The organism is Picosynechococcus sp. PCC 11901 (assembly GCF_005577135.1).
Taxonomy (GTDB): Bacteria; Cyanobacteriota; Cyanobacteriia; order Cyanobacteriales; family MRBY01; genus MRBY01.
The window spans coordinates 2,251,140-2,277,462 of the sequence record NZ_CP040360.1 but is presented as its reverse complement, the minus strand read 5'-3'; the positions used below and the strand labels follow the sequence as shown (position 1 = coordinate 2,277,462).

Here is a 26,323-nt window from a genome sequence, read left to right as displayed (position 1 = left end):
GGATCCCTCAAAGAATGATACGCTCTAACAGAACCTCAAAAATTGACGAGAAAATTCTGATGCGTATTTTGTTTGTTTCTGCCGAGGCTGCTCCCATCGCTAAAGCTGGAGGTATGGGAGATGTGGTGGGATCACTGCCCAAAGTTTTACGGCAGTTAGGACATGACGCGAGAATTTTCTTACCCTATTACGGCTTTCTCAATGACAAACTGGACATCCCTGCGGAACCCGTGTGGTGGGGCAGTGCAATGTTTAATACGTTTGCCGTGTATGAAACCGTATTGCCCAATACTGATGTCCCCCTTTATCTGTTTGGCCATCCCGCCTTTGATGGACGACATATCTATGGTGGACAGGACGAATTTTGGCGCTTCACCTTTTTTGCCAATGGGGCCGCTGAATTTATGTGGAACCACTGGAAACCCCAAATCGCCCACTGTCACGACTGGCACACGGGTATGATTCCGGTGTGGATGCACCAATCGCCGGATATCAGTACGGTATTTACGATCCACAATTTGGCTTACCAGGGGCCTTGGCGGGGTTTCTTGGAGCGCAACACTTGGTGCCCTTGGTATATGGATGGTGATAATGTGATGGCCTCGGCGCTGATGTTCGCCGATCAAGTGAACACCGTATCTCCCACCTATGCCCGACAGATCCAAACTAAAGTCTATGGTGAAAAATTAGAGGGTTTGTTGTCTTGGATCAGTGGTAAAAGTCGCGGCATCGTGAATGGCATTGATGTGGAACTATATAACCCTTCTAACGACCAAGCCCTAGTAAAACAATTTTCTACCACCAATCTTGAGGATCGGGCCGCCAACAAAGTGATCATCCAAGAAGAAACGGGGCTAGAGGTCAACTCCAAGGCTTTTTTGATGGCGATGGTCACCCGCTTAGTGGAACAAAAGGGAATTGATCTGCTACTGAATATCCTGGAGCAGTTTATGGCCTACACCGATGCCCAGCTCATTATTCTCGGCACTGGCGATCGCCATTATGAAACCCAACTCTGGCAAACTGCCTACCGCTTTAAGGGGCGGATGTCCGTGCAACTGCTCTATAACGATGCCCTCTCCCGCCGGATTTATGCTGGATCCGATGTCTTTTTGATGCCGTCACGCTTTGAACCCTGTGGCATTAGTCAAATGATGGCGATGCGCTACGGTTCTGTACCGATTGTGCGCCGCACCGGGGGCTTGGTGGATACGGTTTCTTTCCATGATCCGATTCACCAAACCGGGACAGGTTTTAGCTTTGATCGCTACGAACCGCTGGATATGTACACCTGCATGGTGCGGGCTTGGGAAAGTTTCCGCTACAAAAAAGACTGGGCTGAACTACAAAGACGAGGCATGAGCCATGACTTTAGTTGGTACAAATCTGCCGGGGAATATCTCAAGATGTACCGCCAAAGCATTAAAGAAGCCCCGGAATTAACGACCGATGAAGCCGAAAAAATCACCTATTTAGTGAAAAAACACGCCATTTAAAAATGACTTTCAAAACTTTGGAATAAATCTTTCAGCCAAGTCATCGCTTGGTTACGGTTTGTTTTCACTTCCAATAACCTTACTCCCTTGGGTGGCAAAGTAGCACAGGTTTGCATCAGGTCAGCTTTGGTTTGGATCGCCTGATATGCAATGCCATATAAATCGCATACTTTAGAAAATTCAACGGTTTGGGGCGTCGCAAAATAATCCTCAAAAATATCTTTTTCTTCGGCGATGGGTAACATTTCAAAGATGCCGCCGCCTTGGTTATTGATCACAATAATCGTCAGGGAGCCGGTAAATTTTGATAATGTCAAAAAGCCATTGATATCGTGGAGGAGAGCGAGATCTCCAGTGAGTAATACAGCAGGCGAATGATTCTCTGCAATGCCCAAAGCCGTTGACAGGGTACCATCAATGCCATTGGCCCCCCGGTTAAAGTAAGGCAAAATTTGTTGATCATTCAACTGCCAGAAAAATTCGGCATAGCGTACCACCATGCTATTGGCAAAGAAAATAGCTGTTTCCTCTGGTAACGCTCTAGCTAAACAGTAGGCGATCGCCGCTTCGTTGAGATTTTGTTCTGCCTGGAAAACTGCGGCTAATTTGGCGCGAATTTTTGCATCTTGGGTCTGCCATAGATCCAAGTAGGGCAAACCTTTTTCGTTGTCGGGAAAGATCCCCAAATACTTCATGGTGCGAAGATTAACGGCGAGATATTGGTGGGGACGATGGAGGGGGTCAAAATTATCGGCCCGCTCGCTCAAGATATAGGTTTGAATCTGCTGCTTTTCGAGCCAGGCCCGCAAAATTTTACTGGTGGGTAAAGCGCCAATTTGAATCACAATTTCTGGTTTGAGGGTTTCTGCTAGGTTTTGATCCCGCAAAATAAAATCGTAGGTGATGACTAAACCCTGGGGAAAATAATGGGCATAATTCCGCACGGGGGAGAGGGCTTCGGTTAAAACTGGAAAACTCAAATAACCCGACAACTGGGCGATCGCCTGACAATATACATCGGGATCATCGGGCTGATTCACCCCAGCAATAATTAGCCCCCGGGCATAATTTTTCCAAGCTTCCGTAGGCAAAATATCCGCAGAAAATTCTGCCTTTTCCAGGGGCTGAATCCCGGCAAAAAAATCCGCCTTGAGCACATCTTTGAGGTGCGTCACTGAGCCATCGGCAATGGGGGCAAGGGGATCCCGAAACGGACAATTGAGATACACCACCCCTTTCTGGGGAAACTGCGATCGCCGCCAAGCTTGCACCATAGTTTGCCGGGCATAGCGCAACATTTCAACGGTGCCCAGGGGCGTCGCCATTTCACTAAACCACTGGGCAAAATTCCCAAATAGCTTGATCTGATCAATGGTTTGCCCCGAATGACAATCCCGCAATTCCGGGGGGCGATCGCCTGTGAAGATAATTAAAGGCACCGCACTCTGGTAGGCTTCGATCACCGCTGGATAGAAATTGGCCCCCGCTGTCCCCGACGTACAGACCAGCACCGTCGGTAAACCAGAACTTTTCGCTAAACCCAGGGCAAAAAACGCCGCCGAGCGTTCATCCAAAATCGGGATCGTTTTAATCTGGGGGTGACGGGCCAGGGCAACGGTGAGGGGCGTAGAGCGGGATCCAGGACAAATCACCGCCGATTGCAAACCTAGGCGCGCGAGGGTTTCTACCATCACACCCGCCCAGAGACTATTAAGATTACTAAAATCTAGACCCATACCTTTCGTGTTGAATTATGCTCCCAGATCAACCAGGGTACAATTAAAGCACTGATTTTCAGTCTTTTGGCATGATTTTTACCCTCTGGTTTTTCTCCCCAGGCATACCTCGAACTTGAGTCCGAAAGCACAATTCGCCATGAGTATCGCCAGGGATTGGTTTATGCGATGGCCGGTGGTAGTGATGACCATAGTCGCATTGCCATTAATTTTTTAACGGCGCTTAATTTGCATCTCCGGGATGGCCCATGCCGATTTTTTGCGGGGGACGTAAAAGTTAATTATCGAGACCAGTTTTTTTATTATCCTGATGCTTTTGTCACCTGCGACCCCAGGGATCAACAAAATCGCTATGCAAAACAATTTCCCAGGTTAATCCTTGAGGTTTTATCTCTAGCCACAGAGAACTTTGACCGCGCAGAAAAATTCCAAGATTATCAACGGATTACGACCTTAGAAGAGTATGTTTTGATTTCCCAAACGCAACAGGAAGTAGAGGTCTGGCGGCGATCACCCCAGGGTTGGACGAGTCAAATTTACCGGACGATTGATCCGGTCAAGCTCACCAGCATCCACCTTGAAATGCCCATATCAGAACTGTATCGGGGCACCAGTCTCGAAAGCCGCATTTAAGATGCCGTCGGATTTTTGGCGCGGGCTTCGAGATCTTCGAGGGTTTGCAAAACCAACCGCTTTGCTTCTAGTTGCCAGCCCCAGCGTTGAATTTGGATGGCAGCGGGTAGGGCGATCGCCGGGGCGAGGAAATCGAGGGGCTGCTGGAGGGAAATGCCGAACAGTAAACCCAAACCCGCAATGCCCCAAAAAGGTAAAGCGACTGTCTGTCGATTTTCCAGCACCATTTTTCCGAAAAATCCCTGGGGCATCTGGGCCAAAAGTTCATCCTTAATTTGCTGCTGTTGTCGAGGATTCAACATAAACGCAAATTTGCGGCGCAACTTTTCAATCTTGCGGGCGTCGGTACTGTATTCTGTCAGTTCATTTTCCGCCATCTGAATCAATTTCTCTAGCTGAGCCATGGTGCTTTGGGCCTCTCTCTTTAAAAATCTCTGTTTATTGTGGCATTCCCTGGGATTTTCTCCCCGGCTCCCAAAAGGCGATCGCCATTACTATTCAGCTTCGTTTATCATCAACCCCTAATTTTTTCATCATTCCGACGGTTTTTTCTACCGCTGTTTCGATAAAAATTTGCTATTGTAAAGAAAGTTTAAGTAAGTTATCCAAATTTATAAACAAGTCTACAAATCGCCAATAAATGTGTGACGCAGACAACAAAACCACAAAAGTAAATCATGCTAAAGATAGAGCATTGACCAAAAAGCACCATGAGTATCCCAGGCTTGTTCCAGAGAACCGCTGCCCGTTTTCAAACTATGAACTCTCCCACCGCAAGACGTCTCCGTTTGACGCTATTTTGTGACTTCGATGGGCCATTGGTCGATGTTTCGGAGCGATACTATGGTACGTACCAAGCCGCTCTCCAGCATACGCAACAGATTTACGCCCAACAGGGCATCGCCATTCCCCTCAAATACCTCGGCAAAGACCAATTTTGGCAAATGAAGCGCCAACGGGTCAGTGATATCGAAATTGCGATGCAGTCCGGGCTCCAGGAAGAGCAAATTGCCTTTTTCCTCGACCATGTCCGCACCATCGTCAACGATGAAGCCCTACTCCACCTCGACAAAATGCAGGGGGGCGTGAACTGGTCTTTGGCCTTACTCCATTCCTACGGGGTGAAATTGGTACTGGTGACGCTCCGGGAAGAACAGCAGGTGCGGAAAATGCTCGATCAATATGGCCTAAAACGTCTATTTAGTGGGATTTACGGTAGCGACGATCGCCACACGGCCTATGTGAATAATGTGGATGTGAAAACTGCCCTCCTCAAGGAGGCGATCGCCGAACAAGGAGAACTAAGCGATCAATGGCTCATGGTGGGCGATACTGAAGCAGATATCATCGCCGCAAAAAATATGAACATTCCGGCGATCGCCGTGACCTGTGGCATTCGCGATACGGCCTACCTCAAAACCTATCAGCCCGATCATTATTGCAATGATCTTCTCTCTGTGGCCCATTTTCTGGCGGAGCGCTATGGTCACTCTCCCAAGCCCCAGGGCCATCACTACTGCCTATCGAGCATTCTCACGTAATCCCACCAACGCACCAGAGGCGTACAAAGGAGCGGTGCCCAGAGGCTACTTAAAATTGCCGTTGCGAGGCCGATCCGTTGCAGTTCACCCCAGAGCATCCCTGGGGAACCCAACCCCCACAGCAGATATTGAAATGCCATAATCACTTCTGCGGCTAGGGTCATCACAAAGACCAGCAGCGCCAGAATAATAAAGTCTTCCTGGAGATAGCGTTGTTGTCGCCAGCGGGAAACAAAATAGGCGACCAGCACGAAGCCTGGAAGGTGGGAAGGCAAGGCACTCACCATTAAGCTGTCATGGATCCAAGCAGCGGCGATCGCCCCCAGGAGAGCATAAATCATCTCCCGCTTCACACTCCAAGCAATCACCCACATCAAGAGCCACTGGGGACTAAAACCGAGGATTGTCATCCCAGGAATGCGGAGTAACAAAAGCTGGCTACACAGCAGCAGCGAGCCAATGCTCACCAAACCATTCATCCAGGGCAGTGCCCCTCTAGGGAGTTTGCGAAACATCTTGCTCCGGTTGCAGCTCAAAATTTAAGGGCTTCTGCTCAAAAGGTGCCACCAATACCCATTCCAGCGACCCCAGCGGTACCGTCAACTCCACCGTCGCGATGGGGGCTGGCCCCGCATTAAAATCAATTGCGGCAATGCGACCAATGGGGAGGCCTGGGGCGTACAGGGTGCTCAGGTTTGAGGTGGTGACCATATCGCCCACCTTGACATCTGGAACCTTCTCATAGAAAACCATCTGGGCCTGTTGGGGATCGTTTTGGCCCCGGAGGTAGCCCTGGAAACGACTCCGGGACAACATCACACCCACTTGTTGGTTGAGGTCACTCACCAAAGCAACGCGACTACTGTGGGGGGTAACTTGTACCACCCTGCCCACAAGTCCACCGATGCCGGTCACAGTGTCCCCGACCTTGATCCCGGCTTGGCTCCCCTGGCCGATAATAATTTGCTGCCACCAAGCATCGGCACTTCGACCAATGACCGGAGCGGCGATCGCCTCTGTCTGGAGCGTTTGTCGATAATCCAATAAGTCTTGTAGCTGTTGGTTCTGGGCTTCGAGTTCCTCGACTCGATTTTGCAGTTCCCGCAGCTTACTGTTCTGGAGCAAAATTTCCGTTTCAGCGGCGGTGAGATTGCCTTGACGCCGGAAGAAAAGCCCATAAAATTCCTGAATTGCGCCCCCCTGGGTCTGGCGCAAAAATAAAGCAGCCGAAAGGCCAACCCCAATAAAAATTAAGGTCATCCCATAGCGTTGCCACCAACGGCGGAACATTAACATTCACTCAAGAAAACGATGTAATCCATCCTAGGCTATTCGTAGCGAGTATGGCTCTTAAAGACCCGCTCCATATCCTTATCTTTAAAGTTTTCCAAAACACGACCTGTACCCAAAGCAACACAGCTTTCAGCATTGGCCGCCACATGGGTAACGATGCCTGTTTCGTGGCTAATCAGGGTATCGAGTCCCTTGAGCAGAGCGCCCCCCCCGGCCAGCATAATTCCCCGGTCAATAATATCAGCAGCCAATTCCGGCGGAATCCGTTCTAGGGTGCGCTTCACGGCTTCAACGATAATCGAAAGCGGTTCAGACATACTTTCACGGATTTCAGGGGCCTTGATGGTGACGGTGCGGGGTAATCCAGACAGTAAATGTAAACCGCGCACTTCCATGATTGGTTCTTCTTCGTCGGTGGGATAGGCAGATCCCAGTTGAATTTTGATATCCTCGGCGGTGCGCTCTCCAATGACCAAATTGTGGACTTTTTTCATGTAGAGCATAATCGAGTCGCTGAGTTCATCCCCCGCAACCCGTACTGATTCGCTCAGAACAGTGCCCTGTAAACTTAAAACGGCCACTTCTGTGGTGCCGCCACCAATATCAATAATCATGTTGCCGGTGGGTTCAGAAACGGGTAGCCCTGCGCCAATGGCAGCGGCAACGGGTTCATCAATGAGATAGACATCACTGGCCCCGGCTTCTTTGGCTGCTTCTTCGACGGCCCGCCGTTCTACCCCTGTAACCCCACTGGGAATCCCGATCACCATCCGGGGCCGAATCAGGGGATTGCGGTTATCGTGAACCCGCTTAATAAAGTGCTTTAGCATCGCCTCGGCGGTGTCAAAGTCCGCAATTACCCCATCCCGGAGGGGACGAATGGCAATCACATTGTCGGGGGTGCGCCCTAACATGCGCTTGGCTTCTAGGCCGACTGCCAGGACTTCTTGGTTATTTTTGTTGATGGCCACAACAGACGGTTCCTGGAGGACAATCCCTTTACCAGAGACGTATACAAGGGTGTTGGCGGTACCGAGATCGATACCCATGTCCCGTGAAAATGAAAAGCGACTAAATAAACCCACTTGTACGCTGACCCCTTATCTGCTGTGTGTTGAGCTGGTTTTGAACCTTGAACACATTTACATGATTTACATCGATGTATTGTGTCGGCGGATCTTTAGCGAAAAATTATAACTTTTGGATTTTATTATGTTTGTTCACCGGCGTCTAGCGTCTATGGACAGCTCCCATGGGGATCAAGAGATCAAGGCGATCACCTATTTATCACCAATTTTACAGGGCATTTTATTCGCCATGACTAATCTTGCCAGAAAGGGACTTCGGGGGGCTGATTCATCTCTTCGAGGGTTTTCCAGCCCGCTTCCCATAGTCGTTGATCCTTGAGTTGTTTGGCATTGATCCAAAATCGGGTATCAGGGTCACAGGAGGATACTAATTCGGCAAACACCCATTTCCCTTCATTGCGGCGGTTCATCACCTGGAAATGTCGCCAACCGAAAGTCTTTTGGGTGGCGGTCCATTTAGACCCAAGGAGATGGGGAAAGCGTTGTTTGTGTTTCTTCGCCATGGCTGAATTTATAGTCTCTCACGCCTTAAAATCAGGGTCGTTTATTCTAGCTTAGTGGGAGGAGCTTTTCGGATCAAAGGCGTCTCGGAGGCCATCGCCAAGGTAATTTAAACTGAGCACCGTCAAAAAAATCGCTAAGCCTGGAAATAGCGCCATGTGGGGAGCTGTGGTGACGAAATTTTGGGCATCATACAGCATTCGCCCCCAAGTCGGAATGTCCGGTGGAAACCCTAAACCAAGGAAACTGAGGGTTGATTCGGTGATGATCGCGTTGCTCACGGACAGGGTGGCGGCGACGGCAATGAGACTGACCAGATTCGGCAGAAGATGTGTCCTGAGGGTGCGGAGGGGATTGGCCCCCATAGCCTGGGCAGCGGTCACAAATTCTCGGTTTTTGAGGGTCAAGCATTGGGCGCGGACTAACCGGGCGATCGCCATCCAATTCAGACTGCCGATCACCAGCACCACGAGGAGAAAGGTGCCCCATTCTGCCCCGGCGATCGCCCGGAGGGATTCCCGAAACAGATAGACCACCAGGAGTAACACCGGCAGTTGGGGGAGGGATAGAAATAGATCCGTCAAACGCATCAACAATTGATCGAGCCAGCCACCATAAAAGCCGGCGATCGCCCCAATCACAGTCCCTAAACTAATCGCCACAGCCATCGCAGCCAGCCCGACCGTCAGGGAAACTTTGCCCCCAAACAACACCCGCGTCAATTGATCCTGTCCGAGGTCATCGGTGCCAAAGGGGTGTTCCCAGCTTGGTGCCAGGGCACTTCTGGCGAAGTCAATGCCATCGATGGGGGTCTGGTAAATCAGCGGTAGGCCAAAAACCAACAAGGCGATCGCCCCCAGGACAATCCCCCCAAGTACCGCCAGACGATTGCGGCAAAACCGTTGCCAACTGCGCGTTTTATTCCACATCCTCGTTATCGTAATAGAAAGGACGCACCCGGGACGTGAACCCAGACGCCTTAAATTTTTTCAGTTGGAGGGGTTCCGGCTGATTGGCGGCGACCGATACCGGGATCTGAAACTCACTAATGCCCGGCGGTACTTCTAAAATGGTGCCCACACGACCACGATTCTCAAAGGTCGGCGAACCATTGGCATCATAAATACGCCCAAACACATCCGCATCAACAATATATTTACCCGATGTGTTTTTCGCTTTGCCTTTAATCATGAAACAGTTTGCATCTTCATTGGAGCCGCTGGTCACAATTCCCTGCATCTCTGCGGGACAGCGCTCATAGCTCAAGTCAGACAACTGAATCGGCGTGAGGGCCAAGGCCTGGCTGAAGGGAAATAGCCCCAAACAAAGCCATAAACATCCCGCGAGAAAGCTTACGATGATGCTGCGTCGTTCCATGGATTTCCCTCAATGTCGAAAATTTCCTCTAGCATAACAATTCTATTTTTTTCCCAAGACTTCCGCTAGATTACAGTTCCAATCTGGCGCATCCGATGGCGGAAAAGCAGAGTATAATAATTGATTGCCCAAAATCACCAGATTCTATTTCCCATGCAATTTATTGACCACGCTGAAATTGAAGTTATCGCCGGAAAAGGGGGAGATGGAATCGTTGCCTTTCGTCGCGAAAAATACGTGCCTGCTGGTGGCCCGGCGGGGGGCAATGGCGGCTGGGGAGGTTCAGTGATCTTTCGGGCAGAAGAAAACCTGCAAACCCTCCTCGATTTTCGTTATGCCCGCACCTTCAAAGCACCGGACGGCGAACGGGGTGGCCCCAATAATTGCACCGGGGCATCTGGGGAGGATCTGATTGTGGATGTGCCCTGCGGCACGGTGATTTACGACCGGGAAACCGACGAAGAAATTGGTGATTTAGTTTTCCACGGACAAACCTTCTGCGTCGCCAAAGGCGGTAAGGGAGGCCTGGGAAACAAGCATTTTCTCAGCAATAAAAACCGCGCCCCGGAATATGCTCTCCCCGGCTTAGAAGGGGAAATCAAGCAACTGCGCCTAGAGCTGAAATTACTGGCAGAAGTGGGCATTATCGGCCTCCCCAATGCCGGGAAATCGACCCTAATCTCTGCGTTGTCGGCGGCCCGGCCCAAAATCGGCGCTTATCCGTTTACAACTTTAATCCCTAATTTAGGCGTGGTAAAACGGCCAACAGGGGACGGCACGGTATTTGCGGATATTCCAGGTTTAATTGAGGGGGCACACCAGGGGGTGGGCTTGGGCCATGAATTTTTACGTCATATTGAGCGCACGAAGGTTTTGGTGCATTTAGTGGATCTCAATGCGGAAGATCCAATTAAAAATTACGAAACGATCCAAGGGGAATTAGTCGCCTATGGTCGCGGTTTACCAGAACTCCCCCAGATCATTGCCCTCAATAAACTCGATGCAGGCGATCGCGAATTTGCGGAGTTCATCACGGAGGAATTACAGCGGCTGACTGACGATAAAATTCTGACCATTTCAGCGGTATCCAGAACCGGCTTAGAACAGTTGCTACAAGAGATTTGGGACATCTTAGACAAACTTAAAGAGGTCAGCCAGAATGAAGCACCAGAAACCTCAGTCATGGATCTTGAGAGTCCTCGCATTGCAGATGAATGATGCGGGGTTTGATGGCGATCGCCGGATTGCCACCATAGATAGTCATCGGGTCGAGCGATCGCAAGGCAACACTTCCTAAACAAAGCACCGCCCCTTCGCCGATGGTGACACCGGGGGCAATGCTACTACGGGCCCCCAGCCAACTGCCCTGTTCAATGTGGATGGCACGGGTGATTAGTTTAAAGGTGGGGTCGCTCCAGTCGTGATTACCGGTGCAGAGATAGACATCCTGGGAAATACAAACATGGTCGGCAAGGGTGATTGGTGCCAAGTTATCAAACCAAGTATTTTCGCCAATCCAGCAATGATCGCCGATGGTCAGTCGCCAAGGAAATTTAACGCGCACGCCGGGTTTAAGCCTTACCCCTTGACCAATGGTGGCGCCAAAGCGTCTCAATACCCAAACTTTAAAAGAGGATAGGGGGATCAACCGAGTTCGCACCACAGGATCACCGATAAAAAACCATAAGAGTTGCCTTAGAAAGGAGGCACCGGGAGTGTAGTTTCCGGTGGTATAGCGGTCGAGATGGATGAAACTCACAACAGCAATTTTTAAATTGAGCGAAAATTCAAAGGCATGGATGGTGATAATGCCTTAATGGCCGAAGACAAAAAAGGCGATCGCCTTTTTTACTCTCCATATTCCTGAAGAAAACTGAGAAAATCGGTTAGGGCTGCTCTGGTGTCTGGGCTAGGGGCAAGTTGATGCCGTGTTTGGAGAAGGAAGAATCGATTTTGGATTCGAGCATGGCGAGCCGCTCGTTCTCTTTCCTGATCTGCTCGGTCTCGTTTTTCAATCTCTCGGTGTCGGCTTCGATTTCCAGCGTGCCACTCAAGGCCGAGATTAGCCAGGAGAGCCGTTGTCCCCAACGTGAACGCCAGGAAACTCCACTGGAGGATGGTGAGGGGGCAGAGTTGGATTGGGATTGTATCGGTGTTGGCATAGAACCTCAGGAGGGCGGCAACGGCATAGAGAAAGGTGGTGAGGGCACGGGGTAACAGGGCTAAAAAGCTTACCATGATCCCATTTTAACCTTTCTGATTTGGTGAAATACTTACAGGTTGCTTGAAAGAAATGCTGCTCCCAACTGGGGATGTAGGCTGGCTCCGGTACGGCCGGTGATGATCCAGAGGATTGCTCGCCCGATATCACGGGAGACACGCCAGAGGGTTTCGTTAGGCTGGTTGGAGGGAATGGGGATGGGGGTGGTAATAATGCCGCGACTGCCGAAAACAAAGAAGGCGATCGCCTGGGCACGACGCATATGAAAATCAGAGGTGATTAGGTAAACGTGCTGGATGTGGCGATTGCCAAACTCTTTGACAAGGGAGGTGAAATTGGTGACAGTATCGATGGCGCGATAATCGAGATGAATGCGATTGCGATTGATGTTTGCGGCTTGAAAGATATCCTTGGCGATTTGACGAGATTGACCGCTAGAAACCCAAATATCGAGAGTTGGGTGTTGCTGGGCAAAGCTTGCGGCAAATTCCTCACGACCGCGATCTCCACCAAGCACAAAAATCGCTTGCGGTTGGGGAACCTGCTTAGCTGTCAGGGCAAGGCGGATAACAATACTGCTGCATAAAATGCCAACGATGAGCAGACTACTGACAAGCAAAAAAAAGAAGGGGTGTTTGCGTACATATTGGCGTAGGCGATCGCAGCACTGCATATCAATATCAGGCTAGGTTATGGGTTTCGTCGATGAAACAGTGGGTAAAACACAATCTGGTAGGGGTTGCTGCTTCACAATGGCTTTATAGGCAGTGGCGAGATTTTGCGCGATGGCTGGCCAAGCATAGTTCTTCAGGGCAAAACGCTGACCATTTTGACCCAAAATTGTTCTTTGGTGGGGATTTTGGAGCAGTTGACGAATCGCTACGCCCAGAGCGGTTGAATCACCATCGACAATAAGTCCAGCTTCGGCAGCAGCAATATCTGGCGCAATTTGGGTTCCGGCAGTGGTGATCACTGGGAGTCCGGCAACCATTGCTTCGGCGAGGACAATACCAAAGTTTTCGGAGTAGGTGGGGAGAACAAAAAGATCTGAACCTTGCAAAAGTAAATCTTTATCCTGGCCTGTGACAAAACCAGTAAAAGTAGTATGACTGGTGAGCTTTAGGGTTGCGGCTAAATCCTTGAGAGTTTTGACGTAAACAGGCGTTCCCGATCCCGCCATAATCAAATGAAAGGAATAATCTGAGCTGAGCTGTTCTAGGGTTTGCAGGAGAAGATCGGGACGCTTTTTGGGATGTAAGCGTGACAAAAACAGAATGATTGGAACATCCGTAGGAATTTGATATTGCTGACGAAGCTTCTGTTTCGCGTCGGGAATGAGAAGAGGAGGGGTAACCCCCAGTGGCAAAACCATCTTCGGCGTTTGGATACCAAATTGGCTAACGTCTTCTGCTTCACCGTTGGATGTGCAATGGATTGTGGCGGCTCGATTGAGATTGCGTCTTTCGATAACTGTGCTGTAGATTTTCTTTTTCAACTCTCCTTGAGCGAGTGCCCACGGCGTAAGTTGACCAATGGTATTTACAAGATAAGGAGTACCAAACTGACGGGCGATCGCCGCGCTACAAGAGGATGCATAGGAAAATAAATAGTGTGTTTCTACTAGATCATAGTTTTTTTGATGCTGCCAAAGCCACCGGGTTAGTTCCGTAGAAAACAGAAACTCTTTCATTCGGATTGGAAAACGAGGAAAAAAATAAACGGGTACATTGTGATAAATTACCCGCTGTCCGAGGGGAACGTCGAGTACAGTATCTTGATCATCATTCGTTGTTGCAATTTCGGCGTCAATTCCTACTTTACGCAAGGCACTGACAAGATTCAGAGCAACTTGGGTCGGGCCACCAAGTTTTAAGCTGAGAGAAGGTAAAACATGGAGAACTTTTATCACAGCTGGCATTATCGCACTAGGCGAAACTTTCGAAAGATTACTAAAGCAATCACGGGGAGTATAGCAGTTGTTAACCAGAACATACTTCGCATGGTAATAGCAGCACCAAAAAATCCTAGGGCATATATAACTAAGTCGTAATCGGAACTTCCTCGAATGGCTCTGCGGTTCCACCAAGCCGCTAAAGACCCAAAGAAAAGCGCCATTGCCAAGACACCAAACTCACCTGCCATCATGTAACTTTCACCAATGAAGGTGGTGGCAACAGTCCAGCCATCAGCCCCCACCACTTCTTCAATGCTAATGCTCAAACCTTCTGGTTTACCGGGCCAAAGTACTCTCGGAATTGGTTTGACTAAAGCCCAGGAAATCACCTCAGAACCCAAAAAGTTATGTTGTTCAGGAAATGCCTCAATGACAGGCCCCAAAGACATCAGATTGTAATCAACAGAAAATGTTTCACGAGTCTCCCCCTGCTGGAGATAAACCTGTCTAGTTATATAATTATGTAAACCAATTCCTCTAAATTCCAGCATATGGTAGGACAAAAATGAAGTCATTACCACAGCCATTAAAACTGGAAATAAGGTATTTCTCAGGGTATGTCTAGGCAGAGTAATCAGATAGCCAATTAAAGCTGTTGCGACATAAACAACAAAAATATTACGAGTACCGCTTGTAAATCCTTGAAATAAGACCAAACCGAAAATGCCAACCGTTGTCCATTTTTGTAAATTCGAGAGGTTATTTCGGCGATTCCACATGACTCCAAACATAGGCGGAATCGCGTGAATTAATAGAGCTAATTCAGAAAGAAAGACAAACCAACCACCATATTTTCCTCTAGCCCAGGGCTCTGCAAAGCGAGGGCCAATCATCGCATTAATGAGGGCAATTGGATTAAATTGCACTGATAGCAGCATGTATAAAAATCCCAGGGAGGCAGAAATAACGAAGAGACGAAATAAAGTAGAACTAGAGATATTCCCAAAGTTTTTAACTTGAGAAGCACTGGGTTTTGGTTTTACTAAATGACGCCCTAATGCTAAACCAGCCATTCCCAGTAGTACCATATCTAAGGACTGAGCAGTTTGAATCGTATCCACAGCTAAATTGAACTCTTCTTGGGGGAAAAGGAATTCAAGCAGAGTTAAACCATACAGTCCTAGTAAACAAAGTAAATCTGTGCGAAATAGATTATAAAATCCCTTTCGGCTGTCAAAAAAAATATTAATTAGTAATGCGATACCTACGGCAATCGCCGATATTCTCGCCATACCTGTGGGTGTCGCGGCTGAAGGGTATAGGGTAAAAGCTAATATCAAGCCTGCTAACAAACATGAAGTCCCAGATAAGGTGGGATGGGGCGCTAGCAATAGTCTAGTTACGCCATTAGGCTCAACGGTTGGTTGTATTGGCAAATTCGATGGATAATGGGACTGAGTCATGTAAAGATTGGGTTTTCTCAGAGAATATTATGATGCTTGGAAATCAGAGTCTTAAATTTTATTGAAGAGCTCGACTAACTGAGTGGCTTTGAGATCCCATGTTAAAGTTTGTTGAACGAGTTGTCGCGCATTCTTCCCCATTTCAAGTTTTTGAGAATCTTGGCTAAGCATTTTCCTCAAAGCCATTGCTGTCGCTTCAATATTTCTTGGAGGAACAGTTAAACCATGAACACCATTCTCGATCACATCATTGATCCCACCATCGTTACAACAAATAATGGGTGTCCCTGCTGCCATTGCTTCGATATAAACTGTCGCAAAGGGTTCGTTCCAACTCACTAGAGCAAAACAATCTGCCCATACCATTTCCTGTAGGACTTCTGCATGGGGTTTGCGCCCTACGAGTTGAATGCGATCGCCAATATTACAGTCTGCGATTTTTTGACGAATATTGGCTTCATCTGGGCCGGAACCAATAATTCGCAAAATAGTATCGGGAAATTCATCGGCAATCCATGCAAAGGCTTCAATCAATAAAGGGATCGCTTTGCGTTCGGAAAATAGGGCGCAGGCAAGAATAATTTGTTTGTTTTGAGTTTCTGGAGGTCGGGGAATTTCACTAAGATGGGACGGCGGTAAGTGAACACCATTGTGAAGCGTTGCGGTATGGACTGTGGGAAGAAGCGTTTGCATATCGGCTTCCATACGCTTGGAAACTGCCATCAAAGTATGGGCATGATTAGCTACTTGTGCAAAAGCTTGTTGACGTTTGAGCAAGTGGTGACAATCTCTGATTTCGTCAAAGTCATGTTCGAGAATAAATAGGGGACGTTGGTATTTTTTTGGGAGGTGAGTGATTAACCAACCGTTGGGCAGACTATGGTGACAAAAATAAATATCAGGCTGAAATTCTTCGATGATTTGTATCAGTTTTTGTTGGGCGGAACGGTTGGCGATCGCCAAATAAGGCGCTGGATTTTCATACATCCACTTTTTAATCGGATTAATCGGATAGTAGAGCCAACGGGGATAGAGAACCTTAACCCCGCCCTCCCATTCATATTCTGATTCTGGTGGGCAATTGGCGTAAGCTTTTGCCCCCTCGGAACGAGCCAACCATAAAGGAACCCAAGAGGTAAAAGAAACCACCAGTAATTCGATTTCTGCTTGTTGAACAAGGGCTTGAGCTTGACTTAACGCCCACGTTCCCATGAGGGGATTATCTGGTTTCGGGAAATAGGACGCTAAAAATAAAACTTTCATCACTGCATTTCACGCCAAAACTCGTTTAAATAGATCTAGCCATCGTTCTGCTCCGACTGTGGAAGACCATTGGAGTGATCGCCGTTGGGAAGCTACACTCGCCACTGTAATCCGCGCTGGCTCACTCACATAATAGTGCAACGCCTCATGGAGTTTTGCTACATCCCCTGCCGGAAAGATAAAGCCATTTTCACCCATGGTCACCAAATCTGGTGCGGAACCCACTGCATCGGAACAAATAATCGGCAAACCCGCCCCCACAGCCTGATTGACGACCACACCCCAACCATCGTAACGACTTGGTAAAACAAAAATATCCGCTTGCCGAAAAAACTGGGGCAAATCCTCTGGGGCTTGAAATCCAGCGTAATCAATCTGTTTTTTTACAAATTCAGGTAATTTTGCCATCATTTGCGGTAATTCTGCTTTTCTTCCCACCAAAACCAACTTTGCTTTCAAACCCGCTTCAATCAGGCGAGCAAAAGCAGTAAGTAATAAATCTAAGCCTTTACGCTCGATCATTTGCCCACAAAATAAAATCGTGATCAGCTCCCGTGGACGTTGAGGAATATCCTGTTGAAACGCATCTAAATTGCAATAGTAGGGAATCGGCACAACTAATTTATCGGGATAACGGGATTTGTAATCTTGAACGGCTGCTTCTCCAATAGCGGCGATCGCCTGACAATAATTTACGCTATTGGCAAAAGTTTGCTGCAATTTCCCCTTAATTCCCGTCGCCGCCCCCACCATTTTTTCACCCCAAAAAATACAGGGGATTTTCTTCGATTGAGTTCTAAGAATCCATTGGGATACAAAACTTTGATAGCCATTTAAAACGATAATATCCGTATCATGAAAATTTGGCAAATGCCAATTCAAGTGAAACCGAGAAGCACCCCAACGAAGATCAGTTCCCACTAGAATAGTTTCATGCTCCTTCAGCGGTTTTTGCGGCCAGGGAGAATCATCGACAGACATTTCTAAATAATTAACCTTTAAATTAATTTCACTACATTTAGCTAAAGCGGCAAATAAATCTCGCTGATAGGGTGATGGCAAAATTGAGTAAAAGACAGTCCGAATTTGAGGAGACATAAAAATCAAAACTTTAAAGGCAAATTTATTTTCAGCAACGAAGCTTTCAATTTACGTAACTTGCTGATCAAAAAATTAATGGTTTAAAAAAGGTGAATCAACACCCTTTTGCACTAGTTTGTATGCCCGAAAAAATCCCAATATCAAACCTAAGATAACAGGAATTTCTCGCCAAGGTCTTTTTAGATTTGTTTTCATCAAAACTGTTTTTCTCAAAATATGGTTGTAGAACAAATGGGAATACATCCCCTTTTCACCATGTCTCAAAAAAAAGATCCAAAAGCCAGTAGAAGTACGAGCATAGTCAACTTTATTGGTCACATCACTCATCCGTAGTCCCCCCATTGGAACGCGCAAGTGGATCAACCATGCCTGAGGATCATAAACACCGATATACCCTAATTTATTCAATCTTAAAATCAAATCATAATCATCACCATAGGAATTCCCTTGGTAGTTTTCATCAAAGCCAGAAACCTCTAAAAATACACTTTTTCTCATCGATCCATTACACGTTGAAAACGTACATACTTTTGTTGGCAAAGTGCTATTACGATCAAACCATAAAGCCTGTTGTAGTGAAGAAAAACTCAAGTGACGAAGTTGGTTTGCTTCAGAGGTTTCATTGGTTTGATCATTTTCTTTAAAACCAGCCTGACATTCGCGACCAATCACAATATTTATCGTATGATCTTCATAATTTTTAAGATGTTTTTCAACAAAAAAAGGATCTGGAATTTTTACATCATCATCAATAAAAATAAGCACATCACCTTTTGCTTTATTTACTGCAATATTACGTGCTAAAACCACTTCAGCTCGATCAAGAGTAATCCATACAATTTTAGAGTGTGTTTTGAAAGAATCTCGTTCTTTAACGTACTCAGATGGCCATTCTAGATTTTGATCGACAACAATAATTTCAAAATCGTCACTATTTTGTCGCAATAAGTCGCTAATTGTATTTAGCAATGGTTGATAACGACGATAGGAAGGAAGGACAATTGAAGCTTTCATATTTTTATACTGACAAAAGAAAACTTGATTTGACAATTCTAAAATAGATGTAGACAAAAATGATTTTTGTAAATTACAATAACAAAAAAGTCAAAGTATGGAATTTAATCTAAACATTAAATTTTTGAGTGAATAATTATTATTTTGAACTATTTTTTTAGATAGAACTCGAATTTTTTGAGGATTATTTTTTAACAGCAATAAAAAATCGACAATTTCTGAAACTATATCCTCCTTTAGTAACAAACCATTGATGTCATCATGAACGACTTCGCCACATTGTTGAGAAGCGACAATTGGCAACTTCCAAGCTTGAGCTTCCAATTGAGTTAACCCAAAACCATCGGAGAGAGTAGGGAATAAAAACACATCCGCTTGTTGATAATATTTAGCTGTTTCACTACGATTCACATGACCTACCCAACGAATTTGAGGATGGTTTTTCAGGTGAGGCGGAATATTAATTTGCTGAGAACCGACAATCCAAAATTCAATCGGATATCCTGACAGTTTTTCCACTGCTGACAAAACTGCTGCAATTCCTTTCCGCAAAATCACTTGTCCTAAAAACAAAACCCTCAAGGGACGCTCTGGAGAAAATGATTGTGGATAGGTGCGGTTAAAGTTTTTTGCTGCGGTTGGTGGAGTATAAACTAGAGGAACCACCTGGATTTTCTCAGAATTAATCCCCGCTTTTTCTAGTAGCTGGCGCGACCAATGGGAATTGACCAAAATACAATCAGCCAATGCACATTCTTCTCGCCATGTTTCCCAGTAAGAAGCCGGGACTGGTTCCCAATTTCCCCGATATTGGGGGTATCTTTGATATTCTGCAATAACAATCTCTTCTTCTAAAGGACCGGGATCGATTTGTCCCAGAATAGTCAACCATCCCTGTTGTTTGGCAAAGCGAAATATTTCTAAAGCAGCATAGCTATAAGAGAATAAAATAGGTGGAGTTTTTAAATAATGCGGAGCTAATTTTGTCAGCCTCTTGATTGCCTGATGTTGAAACCAATAATTACGGGCAATCATGCGCTCCCAGGCTGAAGTTTTTTGTAATTTTTGGCTAATTTCAAACCCAATTAGGGAGAGGTTAAAAGCATGAACTGATGCCTGTTGTAGTGTAGGATGAAAGCGTTCTTTTAGTGCTGTGGTAGGTGAAAAAGGTAAAACTGCGAGTGGAGATTGAGGAGTAACCCAAGCATCGGTAATGAGGTGAGTTAACTGGCCATTTTCATGTAAAGCTCTAGGAATAGCGTAGTGTTCTCTAGCTCCTATTTGGCAACAAATCCAATTGGAAATATTTAGTTTTGAGATGGTGCTTGTCACTGGTTCAAACCTTTCTAATAGTACAATCTCATGGGATATTGAAAGAAACAGTAACAGCTTTTTTGCGTAACTGGAGATAAGAAAGTAAAGATTTACCAGAAACAATCTGACGTTTTTGATGGTGTCGTCTAATTAGCTTAGGAATGGTAAATACACCTTCCGTAATTCCTGCTGTTCTTCCGTGTCTGATTAACCAAATAATACGGTTAATACATTGTGCAATTCCTAACCACCAAAATTGGGCAGGGTATCTTAAATAAGCTAGTAAAGCCTGATTCGTTATGCTGGCAGCAGTGATTTTGGGATTTTCATGATGTTTTAGGGTAGTATTATGAAGCACCCTCAACCAAGAGCTTTCTAAAATTCCCCATTCCATGTTATGAAGGCGTAGAGATAAATCTACTTCTTCCATACCATAGGCTACAGGTAACTCCACATAACCCTGAGTTTGCTGAAATATTTCTTTTCTATATGCACATCCACAACCAACGAAATCTGATACCCAGTTAGCCGTTAATTTATCATCTGTAACTAATTCATTAATATGAAAGATGTTAGCTGTTATAACTGCTGCTTTTGGAAAAGTATTGAAGAGGGCTTGTAGACGATAAAAATAGTCTTTATCTATGGGATAAGAATCATCATCTAAACTAGCCACGATGGAATTGGTAGCATGGGCGATTGCAATATTTCTGCCTCCGCCTGGCCCGACTTGTCGAGGATTTTTAATGATTTTTATATCTTGAAATTTACTTTTTTTCAGACCTTGTTCAGTTACGGTATCATTTCCATCTATATGAATAATGATTTCATTTGGTTGAGGATTACATTCAAAAATTTTTTCTAATGTTTCTAGAAGCTTAGACAACCTATTATAAGTTGGTATGACTACGGTAATATTACAAGTATTCATAGTATTAGCTAGTATCTATACTTAATTACTTTAGCCGGAACTCCAACTGCGATCGCCTTTTCTGGTATATCTTTAGTGACAATGCTACCTGCACCAACTACAGCATCATTGCCAATAGTCACGCCTTTCAGGATGGTAACATTAGCACCAATCCAGACGCGATCGCCTATTTTTGTGGGTTTGGAAACCATCGGTTGTCTTAAAGGTGGTAAAGCTAAATCGAGACCATGATCGTGATCAGTAAGATAACAACCAGGGCCAATACCACACTGTTGACCAATAGTTAACGATAAAGTCGCATCCAGAAATGTATTGCGGTTGATGTAAGTATAAGCACCAATATGAATTTTAGGCTGGGGTAGAGGTTCACCGCTACACAGTAATGTTACACCTTGATCCAAAGCGCAGAAACTTTCGATTTCAATATCATCAAAGTTGCGGGGAATGTCAATCTCTCGCATCCAGACGTAGCCATGTAGTTTTACACCTATAACTCTGTAATATAAGTTACGCCAACGGCTCCCCAAGGCTTGTTGAATTCGCTGTATGAACAGCAGTCCAGCAGCAGTTATTTTCAAGGTTAACTTCCGTGTTCCAAACTACATGACGTGTTTTTTGAGGACAGGATTTGTGCGATCGCTTGTAGTTTACCATGCAACACTAAAGGTAAGGATACCCAACCAGTTGTTGATGTTAAAGATGCAACAATGCCAAACAGTTGTAAAACTGTTAACTTGACATAATCTCCTAAACTACATCTTTGCAGAATTTGCGTCATCACGTAATGACGGTTAACCAAATCCATCTTTGCTAACACACCGGGATTATTTTTATGATCTCCTGGTTGACTGTCGTGAAATATCCGCGCAGTTCGAGCGTTAGCTAACTTCCATTGTTTGCCCACCATCAGCGACAGAGTGAGATCCTCCATCAGAGAATATCCTGTGAAGTTTTTCGGAAACAAGGGTTGCGGTAATGCTTGTCGCCTATACAGAGTGCAAGTAGTATTTAGCCATTCCACAGGCACAATTTCTGGTAAATTCGGCTCATCTTCTGGTAGCAAATTTAATCCAGGTCCGATACATTTACCAGCATAGGTTGTTTCTGAACGACCATGTAGAAAGCGGAACAGGGAACGACTAATTCTTCCTGGTGGTAAATAGCGTTGATTTGTAATCATGGCATTAACACCACCCAGGAGAGGATCACTTTGCAACGCTGTCCACAATCTCGCTAAACAATCTGGCTCTAGTAAAATATCATCATCCATGAGCCAAATAAAGTTTTGGGTAGCGTAAACCATTGCTTGGTTACGTTGAGTAGCTGCACCTATTTCTGTGGCGCGATAGTATTTAATCTGGGTAGCCAGTCCGGGAATATCACTGTGACAGAGATTTTTTGTTTTGTCATCAGTAGAGCCATCGAGGACAATAATCTCGGTAGATTGCACTGATTGTTGTGCCAAGCTGTCAAGTGTCCGAGCTAGGGGAGCGCTACGGTTGCGAGTCGGTACAATAGCAGAAATTGGGAGTAGCATCACCATCTCAGAGCCAATTGCAAATTTTTACTAAAAATACACTAACAGCAATTTATATAAATTTATACCTCAATAATCTTTTGAAATTTGCTACTTGTTCCGCAACATCAAAACCAAGTAGTCGATAAACTAGACGATAAGATTGAGGTGCAGCTTTTCCCGTTGGTAGAAATTCTTTATGAGTATTCGTGATTTTTGTAATCACCTGATTAGCCCAACTTTTATCTGACAACCAGATCATTCTCGCATTTTCAAATCTAGTTTGATTGATAGCATTTTGCCTCGCTCTAGTTATTTGGTTAGTAACTTTGAGATGTTGCTCAATTTTGTCTTGAATAGCTAACAATTGCCGATGGGTTTCTGACTTGTCTCGTTTACAAACTGTTGACTCACTCCACTGGACATAAACAGAACCAGCTTCACCAAAATAGTCAAATTTTTTACCTGCTATCAAAAGACGCAAATACAGTTCATGTTCCTGACAGCATGGCTGATCAACTTTCCATCCTCCCACATCAACAATTGCTTGCTTGCGCCATAAGGGACTACCCGTTTGAGGAAGATACCATCTAGCCAATAAAATCCAAGGGTCATGAGGTTCAGGAATTGGTAAAACTTCTTGCCAAGATTTATCCTGCTGGTGATACTCAAAAATACTGGGACTGTATACGATGTCAGTTTGAGGAACCTGAGAAAGATATTCAACTTGTTTTGCAATTTTATCTGGTAGCAAATAATCATCTGCATCCAGGTATTGCAACCATTCTCCTGTGCTAAGTTCTAGCAATCGGTTTCTGGTAACATTAGCACCTTGATTTGAACCTGATTCCCAACGAATCGCATCACCAAAGCTTTTAATAATTTCTAAACTTCCATCTTTAGAACCATCATCTACAACAATTACTTCTTTATTCTGATATGTTTGATTTAAAGCACTTTCTATTGCCTGAGCAATCCACCGCTCGGCATTGTAGCAAGGAATAAGAATACTGACTTGAGGATTCATAGGTTATTTTAATTGCTAAAAAACAACCAGTCATTTTTTTAAAGATAAATAAATTGCTGGCATTGATGTTTAAATAATTCTTACATTTCTACCAAAATTAACCATTTTTTGAATTAAAAATTTAAAGAAAACTCTTCTTTAATATTTGAAGTCAAAAATCGAGTACGACGTACATTTCCTAGAAAATGACGTATACCATACCAAGATTTATGTGATTTGTATAAAGAACTATCATTGTCGCCATGACTATGGATATATACTGCTCCAGGAAAAGGAAGGACTGTGAGAGGAGTTCCCAATGCTGCTAATCTTTGCTCAATAACTGTATGGCTATGTTTTAGAACAACACATTGACTAATATCTTCTGAATTCAGACTCTTTGGAAATTTTATTACTTGGCTATTAACAATTGCATTTGTTCCGCAGTTAAAATGCTCATCAATATATATCCAACTACTGCCATACCTATATTTATATCCTTTTTTGATAATCCATCCGTTTGTACTCTTATTAGAGTTAGCATATTGAGATAATTTATTACTCACTAAGTCATCAGCGTCCATAAACATAATAAAATCAGTGTTCAACTCTCCTACTCTCACCATTCCTATTTGGAGTTTCTGCCACTTATCTTTCATTGTCAAATCAGTTACAATTTTTGATGGAGGAGGGAAATCAACATTGATAAATTCCACTCTGTCATCATAAGAGTATTGCAATTGAGGCATTTCGTGGCATACTACAATGATTTTAAAATCCGGATCAATTTGCTGATAGGCGGATCTAAGAGAAGTTTCCAATAATTTAGAGACTGTTTCCCAATTATTTGACACCTTTTTTGATTTAAGAGCAATAATAAAACACAGCAAGACTACCGTCCTCCTTAATTTAGCAACGTGTTATCTGATAAATTTGGTTAGTTAATTTTCCTATTTTTTCCCAGTCCAGGCGATCGCACTCTTGTTTAACTAACTGACTTAATGCACTCAAATCTATCTGTGTACTTTCTTTGAGAGCGTGCAGTAAGCCTTGGTTATCTTCTGGTTCATAAAATAACCAATCAGCAGTCCCTATGGTTTCCACAATACCACCAGTACGGGGAGCGATAATTGGTTTCCCATAAGACATAGCTAAAATGATACTACCCGACGTTAAAATTTTCTCAAAGGGAAGCACTACTACATCGGCGGCACTAAAAAAAAGATGTATGCGCTCATCTTCTATAAAATCTCTGTGCAGAATCACCCCTTCTGTTTCAGAGACTTGGGTTGCTATTTTTTCTCCGTAGACAGGATCTAAAGCTTGTCCTGCTATTAATAGGGTGCTTTCTCCCAGCAGGTTCTTATTTTCCCGCCAGACTTGCAATAAACGTTCAATTCCTTTATATGGACGTAACATACCTAAGTTTAGGTAAATGCGCCCTGATTGGGGAAGTCCCAAAGCTTTCCTTGCTTCTAATTTATCAATTGGACTGTTGTAAAATTCTCGATAGTGTCCATGAGGAATCACCTCGGTTTTGAATTTATCAAGCTGATAAGTTTGAGAAAAGTGTTTTAACGCCGATTCATTATGAAAAATAACCCGGTCTGACAGTTTGAGTAAAATCCGTTGAGTCCACTGTTCTAAACCAGGAAACTTAGAATTGTGAGAAGTATAGTCGTGACCTGTCCAGACTAATTTTACACCTCTCAACTTAGTCAGCAGAATATCAATTAAAAATTTAGTAGCATAGATTGATTTATTCAGCCGATTTTCTCCTTTAATATAGGGGCTTAACCAATGAAGATGTAATACATCTATCTTATTTGGATGGTTGTTAATAGCCCTAAAAATAGGTAATACTCGACGGTAGCCAAAGGGAAAGACAACTTCTACTCCTTCCGTTTGCAGTGCTTTTGCTAAGAGTGTTTGATAGGGGTTATCAATGCGGTAATCTGGCATCATCAAAACTCTTAAGTTTTCTGACGAAGGAGTATCATTACTCATTTTTATAACTCCTTGAGAAATTTGTTTTGCACCAGATGACGAATCCCCTCGCTATACATCAAGTGTCTAATTTTGCCGACATAATGGCGACAGGGAGAACCATTAATACTACCTTCTAAGTGAACATCATAAGCAGGGGGTAACAGTTCTACACCAAAACGAGAACTGCACAAAGCATAAATTGTCTGCTCAATGCGCCAGAAATACCCAATAATATCAGGAAGTCCCAAAAATTCCTCTATCCAATCAAAAGATAGCGATCGCTTGTGAATTAGTCCCAACCCAGAATTAACTCTCTCTGCTAAATCAAAACCTAAATGGGTTTTGACTTCTTCTGGTTCAACTGTGTAGGAACTGGCTACATCACCATTGAGTGTATTGAGTTGATAGTCTGGATTTTCGATGCGGTTGAGTAGTTCGGTGGGTGCTGCAAAAAATAAGATGTCGCTGTCTAGTAACAACATGCGATCGCTCTCCAAATATGCACCAAAGTCAAATACTTTAGGTGATAAATGATTGTTTTTTCTAAATTCTAAACAACGTGGATATGATGATAATAATGGCAAAACTTTGTTATCAGCTTGTTTTTTGTCAATAATCCGGGCATTGGGAAAATGATATTGTAAAGTAGCGATGTTTTGTTGAGTGAGAGTTCCATCATCATGAATACATAAAGCATATTGACGTTGGGAAAAATGATAAAAAGACTTTAAAGTCCAAATCAAATTTAGCCAATCATTTGCATAAGTAAGAACATGAATTTCACAACTTAAATCGCAAGTATTTACTATTGGACGAGAATTTAATATCTTGTACCTAACTGTATCTCGATAGTAAGCGGTGTGCAGCCCATGTTCATACTTTTGTTTAAATTTGAGAACGAGAGAGCCAATAGACATAGGAAATACACTTTAATTGTCAATGAGTT

27 protein-coding genes and 1 pseudogene are annotated in these 26,323 nt (G+C 44.7%); 4 read left to right on the top strand and 24 right to left on the bottom strand.

Translation table 11 applies throughout. From position 1 onward, the window contains the following. The first annotated feature begins 59 nt into the window (after positions 1 to 59). Positions 60 to 1,496, top strand: a complete 1,437-nt coding sequence (glgA, locus tag FEK30_RS11955; RefSeq protein WP_030008132.1) for a glycogen synthase GlgA — start codon at positions 60 to 62, stop codon at positions 1,494 to 1,496. Here glgA and menD read toward each other — a convergent pair. Further along, complete coding sequence (gene menD, locus FEK30_RS11950; RefSeq protein WP_138073309.1) at positions 1,493 to 3,232, bottom strand: 2-succinyl-5-enolpyruvyl-6-hydroxy-3-cyclohexene-1-carboxylic-acid synthase; 1,740 nt, start codon at positions 3,230 to 3,232, stop codon at positions 1,493 to 1,495. The two genes, glgA and menD, sit on opposite strands and share 4 nt — an antisense overlap. Positions 3,233 to 3,343: 111 nt before the next feature. On the opposite strand from menD, the pseudogene FEK30_RS11945 reads away from it, so the two are divergent. Beyond that, positions 3,344 to 3,865: pseudogene (locus FEK30_RS11945) on the top strand (Uma2 family endonuclease); the annotation flags it as partial. Here FEK30_RS11945 and FEK30_RS11940 read toward each other — a convergent pair. Continuing rightward, positions 3,862 to 4,269, bottom strand: a complete 408-nt coding sequence (locus FEK30_RS11940) for a hypothetical protein (RefSeq protein WP_065710726.1) — start codon at positions 4,267 to 4,269, stop codon at positions 3,862 to 3,864. The pseudogene FEK30_RS11945 and the gene FEK30_RS11940 sit on opposite strands and share 4 nt — an antisense overlap. 306 nt (positions 4,270 to 4,575) lie before the next feature. On the opposite strand from FEK30_RS11940, the gene FEK30_RS11935 reads away from it, so the two are divergent. Continuing rightward, entirely contained in the window at positions 4,576 to 5,406 is an 831-nt protein-coding gene (locus tag FEK30_RS11935) for an HAD family hydrolase (protein ID WP_099237296.1), read from the top strand. On the opposite strand, the gene mreD is transcribed toward FEK30_RS11935, so the two are convergent. The 6 genes from mreD to FEK30_RS11905 all read right to left on the bottom strand — a co-directional run bounded on the left by mreD (position 5,379) and on the right by FEK30_RS11905 (position 9,665). Next, entirely contained in the window at positions 5,379 to 5,921 is a 543-nt protein-coding gene (mreD, locus tag FEK30_RS11930) for a rod shape-determining protein MreD (protein WP_045442536.1), read from the bottom strand. The genes FEK30_RS11935 and mreD overlap by 28 nt on opposite strands. Further along, positions 5,902 to 6,702 (bottom strand): rod shape-determining protein MreC, encoded by an 801-nt coding sequence (mreC, locus tag FEK30_RS11925; RefSeq protein ID WP_062434141.1) that lies wholly within the window; start codon positions 6,700 to 6,702, stop codon positions 5,902 to 5,904. The genes mreD and mreC overlap by 20 nt, the downstream gene beginning before the upstream one ends. A 32-nt stretch (positions 6,703 to 6,734) precedes the next feature. Beyond that, positions 6,735 to 7,784, bottom strand: coding sequence for a rod shape-determining protein (locus tag FEK30_RS11920; protein WP_012307139.1), 1,050 nt, complete (start codon positions 7,782 to 7,784; stop codon positions 6,735 to 6,737). A 236-nt stretch (positions 7,785 to 8,020) separates the two neighbouring features. After that, positions 8,021 to 8,290 carry a TIGR02450 family Trp-rich protein gene (locus FEK30_RS11915; protein ID WP_062434138.1) on the bottom strand — a complete coding sequence of 90 codons (270 nt, stop codon included), beginning with the start codon at positions 8,288 to 8,290 and terminating at the stop codon, positions 8,021 to 8,023. A 51-nt stretch (positions 8,291 to 8,341) separates the two neighbouring features. Continuing rightward, complete coding sequence (locus FEK30_RS11910) at positions 8,342 to 9,217, bottom strand: ABC transporter permease (RefSeq protein ID WP_138073308.1); 876 nt, start codon at positions 9,215 to 9,217, stop codon at positions 8,342 to 8,344. Beyond that, complete coding sequence (locus FEK30_RS11905; RefSeq protein ID WP_012307136.1) at positions 9,207 to 9,665, bottom strand: hypothetical protein; 459 nt, start codon at positions 9,663 to 9,665, stop codon at positions 9,207 to 9,209. Before FEK30_RS11905 ends, FEK30_RS11910 begins: the two co-directional genes overlap by 11 nt. Positions 9,666 to 9,818: 153 nt before the next feature. Between FEK30_RS11905 and obgE the strand changes: the two genes are divergently transcribed. After that, complete coding sequence (gene obgE / locus FEK30_RS11900; RefSeq protein WP_138073307.1) at positions 9,819 to 10,883, top strand: GTPase ObgE; 1,065 nt, start codon at positions 9,819 to 9,821, stop codon at positions 10,881 to 10,883. Here the strand turns inward: obgE and FEK30_RS11895 are convergent. The 16 genes from FEK30_RS11895 to FEK30_RS11820 all read right to left on the bottom strand — a co-directional run bounded on the left by FEK30_RS11895 (position 10,846) and on the right by FEK30_RS11820 (position 26,294). Beyond that, on the bottom strand, positions 10,846 to 11,424 hold the full coding sequence (locus FEK30_RS11895; protein WP_138073306.1) for a putative colanic acid biosynthesis acetyltransferase: 579 nt from the start codon (positions 11,422 to 11,424) through the stop codon (positions 10,846 to 10,848). The genes obgE and FEK30_RS11895 overlap by 38 nt on opposite strands. An 89-nt stretch (positions 11,425 to 11,513) precedes the next feature. Then, complete coding sequence (locus FEK30_RS11890; protein WP_138073305.1) at positions 11,514 to 11,903, bottom strand: hypothetical protein; 390 nt, start codon at positions 11,901 to 11,903, stop codon at positions 11,514 to 11,516. Between the two features lie 35 nt (positions 11,904 to 11,938). After that, positions 11,939 to 12,559, bottom strand: coding sequence for a YdcF family protein (locus FEK30_RS11885; RefSeq protein WP_138073304.1), 621 nt, complete (start codon positions 12,557 to 12,559; stop codon positions 11,939 to 11,941). Positions 12,560 to 12,571: 12 nt separating this feature from the next. After that, complete coding sequence (locus FEK30_RS11880; RefSeq protein WP_255447874.1) at positions 12,572 to 13,804, bottom strand: glycosyltransferase; 1,233 nt, start codon at positions 13,802 to 13,804, stop codon at positions 12,572 to 12,574. After that, positions 13,804 to 15,243: a DUF8712 domain-containing protein gene (locus FEK30_RS11875; protein ID WP_138073303.1), complete on the bottom strand. Its 1,440-nt coding sequence runs from the start codon at positions 15,241 to 15,243 to the stop codon at positions 13,804 to 13,806. Before FEK30_RS11875 ends, FEK30_RS11880 begins: the two co-directional genes overlap by 1 nt. A gap of 51 nt (positions 15,244 to 15,294) precedes the next feature. Further along, on the bottom strand, positions 15,295 to 16,506 hold the full coding sequence (locus FEK30_RS11870) for a glycosyltransferase (RefSeq protein ID WP_138073302.1): 1,212 nt from the start codon (positions 16,504 to 16,506) through the stop codon (positions 15,295 to 15,297). Positions 16,507 to 16,515: 9 nt separating this feature from the next. Continuing rightward, positions 16,516 to 17,604: a glycosyltransferase family 4 protein gene (locus tag FEK30_RS11865; protein ID WP_138073301.1), complete on the bottom strand. Its 1,089-nt coding sequence runs from the start codon at positions 17,602 to 17,604 to the stop codon at positions 16,516 to 16,518. Between the two features lie 75 nt (positions 17,605 to 17,679). Continuing rightward, positions 17,680 to 18,621, bottom strand: coding sequence for a glycosyltransferase family 2 protein (locus FEK30_RS11860; protein WP_030008213.1), 942 nt, complete (start codon positions 18,619 to 18,621; stop codon positions 17,680 to 17,682). 90 nt (positions 18,622 to 18,711) lie between these two features. Beyond that, on the bottom strand, positions 18,712 to 19,953 hold the full coding sequence (locus FEK30_RS11855) for a glycosyltransferase family 4 protein (protein ID WP_138073300.1): 1,242 nt from the start codon (positions 19,951 to 19,953) through the stop codon (positions 18,712 to 18,714). A gap of 28 nt (positions 19,954 to 19,981) precedes the next feature. Next, positions 19,982 to 20,866 carry a glycosyltransferase family 2 protein gene (locus FEK30_RS11850; RefSeq protein ID WP_138073299.1) on the bottom strand — a complete coding sequence of 295 codons (885 nt, stop codon included), beginning with the start codon at positions 20,864 to 20,866 and terminating at the stop codon, positions 19,982 to 19,984. Positions 20,867 to 20,874: 8 nt separating this feature from the next. Then, on the bottom strand, positions 20,875 to 21,444 hold the full coding sequence (locus FEK30_RS11845) for an acyltransferase (protein WP_138073298.1): 570 nt from the start codon (positions 21,442 to 21,444) through the stop codon (positions 20,875 to 20,877). Between the two features lie 2 nt (positions 21,445 to 21,446). Beyond that, positions 21,447 to 22,403 (bottom strand): glycosyltransferase family A protein, encoded by a 957-nt coding sequence (locus tag FEK30_RS11840; protein WP_138073805.1) that lies wholly within the window; start codon positions 22,401 to 22,403, stop codon positions 21,447 to 21,449. A gap of 52 nt (positions 22,404 to 22,455) precedes the next feature. Further along, entirely contained in the window at positions 22,456 to 23,409 is a 954-nt protein-coding gene (locus FEK30_RS11835; protein WP_138073297.1) for a glycosyltransferase, read from the bottom strand. Positions 23,410 to 23,522: 113 nt separating this feature from the next. Beyond that, positions 23,523 to 24,278: a glycosyltransferase family A protein gene (locus tag FEK30_RS11830; RefSeq protein ID WP_138073296.1), complete on the bottom strand. Its 756-nt coding sequence runs from the start codon at positions 24,276 to 24,278 to the stop codon at positions 23,523 to 23,525. 19 nt (positions 24,279 to 24,297) lie between these two features. Beyond that, positions 24,298 to 25,395 carry a glycosyltransferase family 4 protein gene (locus tag FEK30_RS11825; RefSeq protein ID WP_138073295.1) on the bottom strand — a complete coding sequence of 366 codons (1,098 nt, stop codon included), beginning with the start codon at positions 25,393 to 25,395 and terminating at the stop codon, positions 24,298 to 24,300. 2 nt (positions 25,396 to 25,397) lie between these two features. Beyond that, complete coding sequence (locus FEK30_RS11820) at positions 25,398 to 26,294, bottom strand: hypothetical protein (RefSeq protein ID WP_138073294.1); 897 nt, start codon at positions 26,292 to 26,294, stop codon at positions 25,398 to 25,400. Between the last annotated feature and the right edge of the window lie 29 nt (positions 26,295 to 26,323).